Raw genomic sequence first — 10,609 nt, forward strand, 5'->3', positions numbered from 1 at the left:
GATTTTTTTGATGCAGTGTAATAATTTCGCTTTTTGGTCATTCTATTCCCCTCTTATATTAGAAGAATAGCTCTTAAAAATACCTTTTTTTCGTCTAAAAATCCGCGCCTATATCACTTCGATCCGGCGCAGGGGAAATTTTTATTAGAGCCGTATAAAAGTAAAAATAATAAGGAACAATTAATGAGCTTTTTAGGGTTTATTCCCGATTTTGATAAAGATAATTTTTGTTGTATCGCTCAATTTAATGCCTTAAATACCTATAAAGGAGAATGTGGAAACACTACTTTTGTGGTGAGAAGAGACTTTGATGAAGGTTATAAAATGTTCTACCTAGCAGGTCAGCAAGAAAAACTAATGTATACAGCGGTTACTGAGTTTTTAGATGTTGCTTGTGTTGACTCTATTGATAATAAAAAATATTTATTATTACAAGAACGATGTGGAGGGAGTGGTTGCTCTGATATAGGAGAATACCGAATAATTGATCCAAAGACCCGCGCAATTTTATTAGGAAAAAAACCTTTTACTGCAGAAGATGAAGAAGGCATGGATGAATTTGCGGACGATTCTACAAGGGTTTATGAGTTAAGGCGTATTAATCATGAGGAAAAAAATGTAGAAGAGGCTACCCAAATATTAGGGTACGCACCTCCCAATCAGCTTATAAATAACTTTTGTTGTTCAGATTAATAAGTGGTGTTTGCCTTAAAATGCTTTCTTGGATTCTATTTTTAAATTAAATATTAAAAAAAGTTTTAATCTTCAGAACTGAACTTAAATATCATCATGATGACTTATTCCTACACAAAGGTTTAATACTTAGACCCGATACAAAGTGGTTAACAAGGTATGTAATAGGTTTTAATAACTCCCTACTCGTAGCGAGCGCTGCGCGCGTCTGAGATAGGGGCCGAAAAATGCGTATTATATCAAAAACGGAGGATGAGATTCTTTCTTTCTCTGAAGTCCTACGAGCTGGGAGAACCTTGGAATTAATGAACGAGGAAATAAAAAATGAAATATTTTTTAATAAAGCCCTTGAATTTTATTTTACTGCCCCCATTTGCCAGTCATCGGTATTGCTTATTCTAAATTATAGGCATTTTTTGATGAACTTTAAGTTAATTAATCAGGAGATAAGAGTATGAAAATTCGTCCTTTACACGATCGCGTTGTTGTTCGTCGTATGGAAGAAGAGCGTACCACAGCTGGTGGTATCGTAATTCCGGATAGTGCTACTGAAAAACCTATGCGTGGTGAAGTGATTGCTGTTGGCGCTGGTAAAGTATTGGATAATGGCGATCTTCGTGCTTTAGCTGTTAAAGTTGGTGATGTAGTAATGTTTGGCAAGTACTCCGGTACTGAAGTTAAAGTTGAGGGTAAAGAATTAGTAGTGATGCGCGAAGACGACATCATGGGTGTAATCGAGAAGTAATAATCTAATTGTATTTAATGGAGATTAAAAAGAATGGCTAAAGAATTACGTTTTGGCGACGATGCTCGTCTACAAATGCTAGCTGGTGTTAATGCATTAGCTGATGCAGTTCAAGTAACAATGGGTCCACGTGGACGTAATGTTGTTTTAGAAAAATCTTATGGTGCGCCAACTGTTACTAAAGACGGTGTGTCTGTTGCTAAAGAAATTGAATTTGAACACCGTTTCATGAACATGGGTGCTCAAATGGTTAAAGAAGTGGCTTCTAAAACTTCTGACACCGCTGGAGATGGTACTACTACTGCTACAGTTCTTGCTCGTTCTATCCTTGTTGAAGGTCATAAAGCAGTTGCTGCTGGTATGAACCCAATGGATCTAAAACGTGGTATTGATAAAGCAGTTCTTGCAGTAACTAAAAAGCTACAAGAAATGTCTAAGCCTTGCAAAGACAATAAAGCAATTTCTCAAGTAGGTACTATTTCTGCTAACTCTGATGAAGCCATTGGTTCTATCATTGCAAGTGCTATGGAAAAAGTAGGTAAAGAAGGGGTTATCACTGTTGAAGATGGTAACGGCCTTGAGAATGAATTATCAGTTGTTGAAGGGATGCAATTTGACCGTGGCTACATTTCTCCCTACTTCATCAACAACCAACAAAACATGTCTTGCGAACTTGAGCACCCATTCATTCTATTGGTTGACAAGAAAATTTCTAGCATCCGTGACATGTTATCGGTATTAGAAGGTGTTGCTAAATCTGGTCGTCCATTATTAATTATTGCTGAAGACGTTGAAGGCGAAGCCCTAGCTACTTTAGTAGTGAATAACATGCGTGGTATTGTTAAAGTTTGTGCAGTTAAAGCGCCTGGCTTTGGTGATCGTCGTAAAGCTATGTTACAAGACATCGCAATCCTAACTAGCGGCCAAGTAATTTCTGAAGAAATTGGCAAGAGCTTAGAAGCTGCTACTTTAGAAGACTTAGGTACTGCTAAACGTGTTGTTGTTACTAAAGAAAATTGCACTATCATTGATGGTGAAGGTAAAGCAACTGAAATCACTGCTCGCATTACTCAAATTCGTGCGCAAATGGAAGAAACTTCTTCTGATTACGATCGTGAAAAATTACAAGAGCGTGTTGCTAAATTAGCTGGCGGTGTTGCCGTAATCAAAGTTGGTGCTGCTACTGAAGTAGAAATGAAAGAGAAAAAAGCTCGTGTTGAAGACGCTCTTCATGCTACTCGCGCTGCTGTTGAAGAAGGTATCGTAGCAGGTGGTGGAGTTGCCTTAATCCGTGCTCAAAAAGCATTAGATTCATTAAAAGGCGACAACGATGACCAATCTATGGGTATCAATATCCTACGTCGTGCGATTGAAGCGCCAATGCGCCAGATCGTTTCTAACGCTGGTTATGAGTCTTCTGTAGTAGTGAACAAAGTTGCTGAACAAAAAGACAACTATGGTTTCAACGCGGCTACTGGCGAATACGGTGATATGGTTGAAATGGGTATTTTAGATCCAACTAAAGTAACTCGTATGGCATTACAAAACGCAGCTTCTGTTGCAAGCTTAATGTTAACTACTGAGTGTATGGTTGCTGATTTACCTAAGAAAGAAGAAGCTGGTGCTGGCGATATGGGCGGCATGGGCGGTATGGGTGGCATGGGAGGTATGGGCGGCATGATGTAAGCCGACCATCCCCATGGTACTCATTAAAAACCCGCCGTTTGGCGGGTTTTTTTTAGCTTTTTAATCGTTATGAACTATGCTTAAGGGCAGAAAACTAAAAATTATCTAATCAGGGAGGGGTTATGAACGCGATTATTAAACGTCTTGAAGTGACGTTAGCCGATACTTATGCACTCTATCTAAAAACTCAAAATTACCACTGGCACGTAAGAGGCCCGCAATTTAAAAGCTTACATGAATTATTTGAAATGCAATATAAAGAATTAGCAGAAGCAGTAGATCAGGTTGCTGAGCGTTTACTGATGATGGGACATAAGGCACCAGCAACCTTTTCTGAACTTAATCAGTTAAAAACGATAAAAGATGGGGATTCGAGCAACAGTGCGAATCAAATGCTTAGTGAGTTAGCCGAAGATCATAGTGTTTTAGTGCGCGATCTGAACCAAGCCATTAAAATGGCGCAAGATAATAATGATGAGGGAACGATCAATTTATTAAGTGAGCGCATTGCCGCCCATCAAAAAGCCCACTGGATGCTCGCTGCCTCCAAAGATATTAAATAAGTAAAGGGAATTGGTATGAGATGTTAAGCATGGGAGCAGTGAGTGTTGGGTCAAAGGATCTATAGCCGTTAAGCCAAGGAGTTTATGTTTAACATCTAACGTTCATTACTATTAATCTCTATAATTCCTACGTCCTGCGGCTTGTCCGCAGGATCCAGAGAGCTAAATATTGAACTCTACTCCTGGAACCTCCGAACAAGCCGCAGGACGGTCGGGAAATTATCACAGCCTCTCTTATTTTCGGGGTAGCAATTTCACGAAAAAGTAAGCCTACGAGTCAAAAATAACCCAACATTCAAGCTCTCTTCCCTAACAATATGGGCCTAATAAAGCTGTTCCAACAGGGATAGAACACTTACCGCAGGATAACTCTTATCTTACCCTCTGGGCAGCAAGAAAAAATATCTTTGTTAGACATCCGCTAAATCACCTTTGGTTTCTAGCCATTGTTTTCGGTCAGCGGCTCTTTTCTTATTCAGTAACATATCCATTAATGCTTCAGTATGCTCTTCGTCATCAAGAGTGAGTTGAACTAGGCGCCTAGTATTAGGATCCATAGTGGTTTCGCGTAATTGCAAGGGGTTCATTTCCCCCAGACCTTTGAAGCGTTGGACGTTTATCTTGGCTTTAGTGGTTTGGCTAAGTTGTTCAATGATGCGGTTTTTTTCTTCTTCATCTAGGGCATAATGGACAATTTTTCCAGCATCGATTCTAAATAAGGGCGGCATGGCTGCAAAAACGTGGCCGGCTTTCACTAAGGGTTTAAAGTGACGTAAGAATAAAGCACAAATTAGGGTGGCAATATGAGCACCGTCTGAATCCGCATCGGCTAAGATACATAATTTTCCATAGCGAAGACCACTTAGGTCATCGGAGCCTGGATCAACTCCAATGGCTACTGAAATGTCATGGATTTCTTGTGAGGCCAGAACCTGAGTGGATTCTACTTCCCAGGAATTTAAAATCTTTCCACGGAGCGGCAAGATTGCTTGATAATCTTTATTCCGGGCTTGTTTGGCAGAACCACCGGCAGAATCTCCTTCGACCAGGAATAACTCTGCTTGGCTTAAATCGGTTTGTAAACAGTCGGCTAATTTACCAGGAAGGGCAGGGCCTTGGCTTACGCGTTTACGGGCTACTTGCTTTGCTTGTTTTAAGCGTTTTTGCGCCCGTTCAATGGCCAATGTTGCAATAGCTTCACCTTGATTGCGGTGCTGATTTAGCCAAAGTGAAAATGCATCTTTTACGACATTGCTCACAAAGGCAGAGATTTGTCTTGAACTTAAGCGTTCTTTAGTTTGGCCGGCAAATTGGGGTTCTTTCATCTTAACCGAGAGGACGTATTGGCAAGGCTCCCACAAATCATCGGCAGCCAATTTAATGCCGCGGGGTAATAAGTTACGTAATTCACAGAACTCACTCATGGCATCAAACAAACCTGAGCGCAAGCCATTAACATGAGTGCCGCCTTGAATAGTAGGAATTAAATTTACATAACTTTCATTAAGGCTGCTATTGGCTTCTTGTGTCCATACTAAAGCCCAATCAACGGTCGCTTCATCATTTTTAAATTCGCCCACAAAAGGTTCTTCAGGCAGATAATCAGATGATAAATTTTGTTTTAAATAATCGCCCAAACCATGTTCATAATACCAATGATGTTGTTCTTGCGTCGCTTTATTAATAAAGGTCATGGATAAGCCACTGCACAAAACTGCTTTAGCTCTTAAGACATGGGTTAAATGTTTTACAGAAATTTTAGTCGTATCAAAATATTTAGCATTAGGCCAAAAACGAATTAGGGTGCCGGTTTCTCTTTTTTTGCTAGTACCCGTTTCATTGAGCTCGCATAATTTATCGCCATTAGCAAAAGACATTTGATAGACAACGCCATTACGTTTGATAGTCACATCTAGGCGATCAGATAAAGCATTAACCACTGAAACACCAACCCCATGTAAGCCGCCTGAAAAACTGTAGTTTTTATCAGAAAACTTCCCACCAGCATGAAGACGGGTCATGATGACTTCAACACCGCTTAAACCAAGCTGGGGATGAATATCAACAGGCATTCCGCGACCATCGTCTTCTACTTCAATAGAGCCATCTTCGTGAAGGGTGACGCAAATCTGGGTTGCAAATCCTGCTAATACTTCATCAACGCTGTTATCGATGACTTCTTGAGCCAGGTGATTGGGGCGAGTCGTATCGGTATACATCCCGGGGCGTCGTTGTACGGGTTCTAAACCACTTAAGACTTCAATCGCTTCTGCTGTGTATGTTTGTGACATGGTCTTCTACTTAAACTATTGATAGTAACGGAATAAGATATTTAAGGTAGCCCGAACTTGAGTTCGACGCTTGTGGGGCTCAGGCCCAAACTTTTATCTTAACTTAGTATCATTAAACTATGAAGGGTTTATTTTAGCATAGTTTTGCCTCTTGTGCCGAACCAGATCTAGGACAATAATAGATACCGATAAGCCAATTCCTGGGTTTAAATTTTTATATTTTAGTTTTTGATAAAATTTTTGGCTTTATGCTGAAAAACACCTTGAATAGGCACGTTCTAAGTTACTTTGAATGCGAGGAAATGACTTTGTTTACCCTAATGGAAAAAACTCGATCTGGTGATGCTATATTTATTGATTTGCAAGGAAACACCAATTTTTATTTTTTAGTGAAAATTATAAAAGAGGAAGAGGATATATCAGTCTCATTAAGTTATGGCTATAAAAATATAGAATGGGCTTCCGAAGAAATGCTTGAAAATAGTCTACCTCTTAATATACAGGAAGAAGCAAAAAGATTTGGTCAGCAAGTAATTGCTTATGCAAATTTAGAGCATGCTGAATTTATGGCAGAACTAAAAGAAGCTGGCTTGTACTCCGACCCCCTTCATGAAGAGGACAATTCTAGTGCCTTTCGGCCGTAAATCACCTTAAAATATAGTGGGGAACAGTGATTATATCGAGTAGGAAGCGTGACAGTGCTATCAAATTGAGCATTTGGAGCACGTTAGTCCAATTCAAATTCTCTGAAGAATTCCTTTAAAATCAGAAATGAATGTATTGCTAGCCTTATCTATCTCTTGTTAGAGTTAAGCTAATTATAAATTTAGAAAATATTTATGCCTAATTCGGTTGAAATTCAGCAATTATCAGTAGCTTTTTGTAGCCCTAAAAAAACAATTACTGCCTTGGATAAGCTAAGTTTTACTTTGCTTCCCGGCGAAACCTTAGTCTTGCTTGGGGAATCGGGTTGTGGCAAATCTTTGACCTCTCTTGCCTTAATGCGCCTCTTACCAAAATCAGGGGTTTATGATGAGAAAAGCAGGATTGAACTTGATGGGCAGGATATTTTAAACCTTCCTGAACAAATGATGCGCCAGTTAAGAGGCCGGCGCATGGCTATGATTTTCCAAGAACCAATGAGTGCTTTAAACCCGGTGATGACTATTGGTGCTCAGCTTGCTGAAGTCATATTAAAGCAACAGGCATATTCTAAGGCCGAGCTCAACACGCGATTAATTGCCTTATTAAGCGAAGTGGAAATGCCCCAACCTGAGTTAAAAATTCAGCAATACCCCCACCAGTTATCGGGCGGCCAAAAACAACGGGTAGTTATTGCAATGGCCTTAGCCTGCAAACCCGATATATTAATCGCGGATGAGCCAACCACGGCCTTGGATGTCACCATTCAAGCTCAAATTTTAACCCTCCTAAAAAAGCTGCAACAAAATCATAAAATGAGTTTATTACTCATCACCCATGACTTAGGGGTCGTACGCGCTATGGCTGATAAGGTTTGTGTGATGTATGCAGGACAAGTGGTTGAACATTCTTCAGTAGAGCAATTTTTTTCCCACATAGGCCATCCTTATGTCCAACAACTCTTGGCATCATTGCCTTCACGCTCTAAACGTGATGAAAAATTATCCGTGATCAATGGCAGCGTTCCTACTTTAGATGCCTTACCCTCCGGTTGTCGCTTTCATCCCCGCTGTATTTATGCTTTTACTCGTTGTCGGCTTGAAGAGCCGCAATTACAAGAGGTACATGATCGTTTAATCCGCTGTCATTTATATCCACAAACCCAAGAATTACCGCCCTTAGAAAAAGATAAAATAGCTTGGAATTTACAACTAGAAAAAGAAGAAGTGCTTTTTGCGGTTAAAGATTTATCCGTTTATTTCGAACAAAAAAAATCCTGGTTTAAAAGCAAGCAAACTATTTATAAAGCAGTCGATGGCCTTAGTTTTTCACTAAAAAAAGGTAAAACCTTAGCTTTAGTTGGGGAGTCAGGATGTGGCAAGACGACAGCAAGCCGTGCTTTATTGCGCCTTATCCCTGCCGCAGCTGGAGAGGTTTATTTTAAACAGCACAATGTACTTACTTTAACTGGGCGCGCGCTAAGAGAATACCGCAAGAAAATACAAATTATCTTTCAAGATCCCTTTTCTTCAATGAACCCAAGAATGACGGTAGGGGAGATTATTGCCGAAGGGATGCTTGCACAAGGGATAAAATCTTCTTTGATAAAAAAACGACAGCAAGAGTTAATTAACCATGTCAATTTGCCTAGCAACAGTTTACATCGTTACCCGCACCAATTTTCCGGCGGGCAACGGCAACGCATTTGCATCGCCCGTGCTTTAGCAACAGAGCCTGAAATTTTAATTTGTGATGAACCCACTAGTGCTTTAGATATTTCAGTGCAAGCCCAAATTTTAAATTTATTAAAAGAATTGCAGCAGCAAACTGGGATTACTTATTTATTCATTACCCATAATATGGGGGTGGTATCTTATATTGCTGATGAGGTTTTGGTAATGAATCAGGGTAAAGCGGTGGAATATGGGGCTTGTGAGCAAATTTTTTCTCGTCCACAGCACTCTTATACTCGAAAATTATTAAATGCAGTTTTAGATATCGTCTAAGCTGCTGTTTTAATCTAGATGCTATTCTTTAGGGAGATTTTTAGGAAAAAACATATTAGGGAGAATGTTGGTGCATTTAACTACTCTAAACCATGAGATCCTGCGTAGTGAGATTTTAAGAGTTACTATCTTAATGTCATTTTTTCTTTTTTTAGCAGTCTATGTTGCGATTTGGGCAGTTGTTAGTCCTATTGAATTTACTATTCTTTTTAAAAATAAAGTAAGTGCTTGGTCTCCGTCTACCTTTTTATTAGTTATTGCTGGTTATTATTTTTTATTACGTCTTTTTCTTTGTGCGCGTGAAAAAAAAGAGCTTATAATTCCTAAAGGGTTACAATTTTTAACCTTATTTTTAGAAACAAGTATTCCCACTTTATTTCTTTGTATTTTAGCTCAATTCCATGAGCCCGTTTATGTTTTGCTTTCTTCACGAATTTTATTGTATTTCGTCTTCATTATTTTATCTGCCTTGACTCTAGATATTCGCCTTTGCTTTTTTACTGGTTTAGTTGCGGCTTTAGAATACAATGCACTGGGTTTTTATTTTTTTACTATCAATCACTTACCTAATTTAGAGCCCTATGTTTACTCTACAGAGCAACTTATCACACGGGGAATGATTTTTTTTGCTGGGGGTTGTGTTACTGCCTTTGTTACTGCACGAATTAAACAAGGCTTTTATGAAGCATTTAAGGAAGCTAAAGAGCGTGAGGAAATTGCACAAATTTTTGGTCGACAAGTATCGCCTGAAGTGGTGAATATGCTATTAAGTCAAGGTAAAACTGCTGTGAGTGAAGCTAAATTTGTTTGCGTGATGTTCTTGGATATTCGTAATTTCACTACTTATTCTGAAAATAAAAAACCACAAGAAGTGGTTAATTATCTAAATCAAATGTTTAATTTTATGATAGAAATTATTAATAAACACCATGGCATTATTAATAAATTTCTCGGAGATGGTTTTATGGCCGTATTTGGCGCACCGATTAGTGGCGATAATGATACTAATAATGCCGTTAAAGCTGCAGAAGAAATTTTAATTCAAATTGAAAAGGAGATCGCAAATGGTACGATTCCAAACACCCGAATTGGTATTGGCCTCCACTGTGGGATTGTGGTTACCGGCAATGTCGGCACGAAAAGGCGTCAGGAGTATACCATTATTGGTGATGTGGTCAATCTCGCTTCTCGTATAGAACAATTAAATAAAACCTACATGAGCCAGTTACTCATATCAGAAGATGTTCATTTAGGTTTAAAAGACAAGCGAGGAGAGTTATTGGGTGATATCACTGTGCATGGGCGGCACCAGCCGATTAAGATTTACCGTTTGAAGTAATTTTTAATTCTTTTTTCCATTTATACCAGCTTAAATACCCATTATTGCAGTTTAATTTGAGTTTACACCTTACCTTAATCCAGTTCGCTAAATTTGTTTTTATTTAGTTAGTTTATTTATTTTAGGGAAAAACCGTGGGGTGCTTAATTGATATTCAATATAAGCTCTTCCTCTTGATTGAATTGATTCACGCTCGGTTACCGGGATAGTTAGGTAGGTCATGATTAAATATAAGGCTAAGGGTGAAATTAGGCTCAATTCGCCATAGGGTGATGAGACCGCTGCAACGCTAAAGGAACACCAAATAAGCCATTCAAAAAAGCAATTTGGATGTCTGCTTAAACGCCATAATTTATAATTACAGACTTGTCCTGGGTAATTTTTTTTGAACTGGTGTAACTGCCAATCTGCCAGGGATTCTAAACTTAGGGAAAAAATAAAAATTATGAGCCCTAAACAATCGATCAAAGTAATGTTTGTTGCAGGATTCTGAGCAATGAAATACCAAGATATTGAAATAATAAACTCATGTTACGCACGGTCAATTTTAAGCTGCCATATTTTTAAGCTCCTGCCAAGCAATCTGGTTCGCTCTAAGAATCAATTTGTACTTAATAGCAAAGTGATTTAAATGAGTTTTTATC

At 38.9% G+C, this 10,609-nt stretch carries 10 protein-coding genes; 8 read left to right on the forward strand and 2 right to left on the reverse strand.

What is annotated here, in order from left to right; genetic code table 11:
* Positions 1-183 precede the first annotated feature (183 nt).
* From ELY15_RS10440 to ELY15_RS10455, 4 genes are all read left to right on the forward strand, one after another.
* The gene (locus ELY15_RS10440; protein ID WP_127099741.1) at positions 184-693 is read left to right on the forward strand and encodes a hypothetical protein; all 510 of its coding nucleotides are present in this window, start codon (positions 184-186) and stop codon (positions 691-693) included.
* A gap of 454 nt (positions 694-1,147) precedes the next feature.
* The gene (groES, locus tag ELY15_RS10445; RefSeq protein ID WP_127099742.1) at positions 1,148-1,438 is read left to right on the forward strand and encodes a co-chaperone GroES; all 291 of its coding nucleotides are present in this window, start codon (positions 1,148-1,150) and stop codon (positions 1,436-1,438) included.
* Between the two features lie 33 nt (positions 1,439-1,471).
* Positions 1,472-3,124: a chaperonin GroEL gene (groL, locus tag ELY15_RS10450; protein ID WP_127099744.1), complete on the forward strand. Its 1,653-nt coding sequence runs from the start codon at positions 1,472-1,474 to the stop codon at positions 3,122-3,124.
* A gap of 122 nt (positions 3,125-3,246) precedes the next feature.
* Positions 3,247-3,687 (forward strand): Dps family protein, encoded by a 441-nt coding sequence (locus tag ELY15_RS10455; protein ID WP_127099746.1) that lies wholly within the window; start codon positions 3,247-3,249, stop codon positions 3,685-3,687.
* A 410-nt stretch (positions 3,688-4,097) separates the two neighbouring features.
* On the opposite strand, the gene parE is transcribed toward ELY15_RS10455, so the two are convergent.
* Positions 4,098-5,978: a DNA topoisomerase IV subunit B gene (gene parE, locus ELY15_RS10460; RefSeq protein ID WP_127099748.1), complete on the reverse strand. Its 1,881-nt coding sequence runs from the start codon at positions 5,976-5,978 to the stop codon at positions 4,098-4,100.
* Positions 5,979-6,280: 302 nt separating this feature from the next.
* On the opposite strand from parE, the gene ELY15_RS10465 reads away from it, so the two are divergent.
* The 3 genes from ELY15_RS10465 (at position 6,281) to ELY15_RS10475 (ending at position 9,965) form a co-directional block, all read left to right on the forward strand.
* Positions 6,281-6,622 carry a hypothetical protein gene (locus ELY15_RS10465; RefSeq protein ID WP_148111238.1) on the forward strand — a complete coding sequence of 114 codons (342 nt, stop codon included), beginning with the start codon at positions 6,281-6,283 and terminating at the stop codon, positions 6,620-6,622.
* Positions 6,623-6,817: 195 nt separating this feature from the next.
* On the forward strand, positions 6,818-8,626 hold the full coding sequence (locus ELY15_RS10470) for an ABC transporter ATP-binding protein (protein WP_127099752.1): 1,809 nt from the start codon (positions 6,818-6,820) through the stop codon (positions 8,624-8,626).
* Between the two features lie 70 nt (positions 8,627-8,696).
* A complete protein-coding gene (locus tag ELY15_RS10475; protein WP_158617451.1) occupies positions 8,697-9,965 on the forward strand; it encodes an adenylate/guanylate cyclase domain-containing protein in 1,269 nt (422 codons plus the stop codon).
* 99 nt (positions 9,966-10,064) lie between these two features.
* Here the strand turns inward: ELY15_RS10475 and ELY15_RS10480 are convergent, their stop codons facing one another.
* A complete protein-coding gene (locus ELY15_RS10480) occupies positions 10,065-10,433 on the reverse strand; it encodes a DUF1295 domain-containing protein (RefSeq protein WP_233586640.1) in 369 nt (122 codons plus the stop codon).
* A gap of 28 nt (positions 10,434-10,461) precedes the next feature.
* Between ELY15_RS10480 and ELY15_RS16565 the strand changes: the two genes are divergently transcribed.
* A complete protein-coding gene (locus tag ELY15_RS16565; RefSeq protein WP_255411092.1) occupies positions 10,462-10,596 on the forward strand; it encodes a hypothetical protein in 135 nt (44 codons plus the stop codon).
* Positions 10,597-10,609: the final 13 nt, after the last annotated feature.

Origin of the sequence: Legionella sp. km772, assembly GCF_003989735.1 — a bacterium.
GTDB lineage: Bacteria > Pseudomonadota > Gammaproteobacteria > Legionellales > Legionellaceae > Legionella.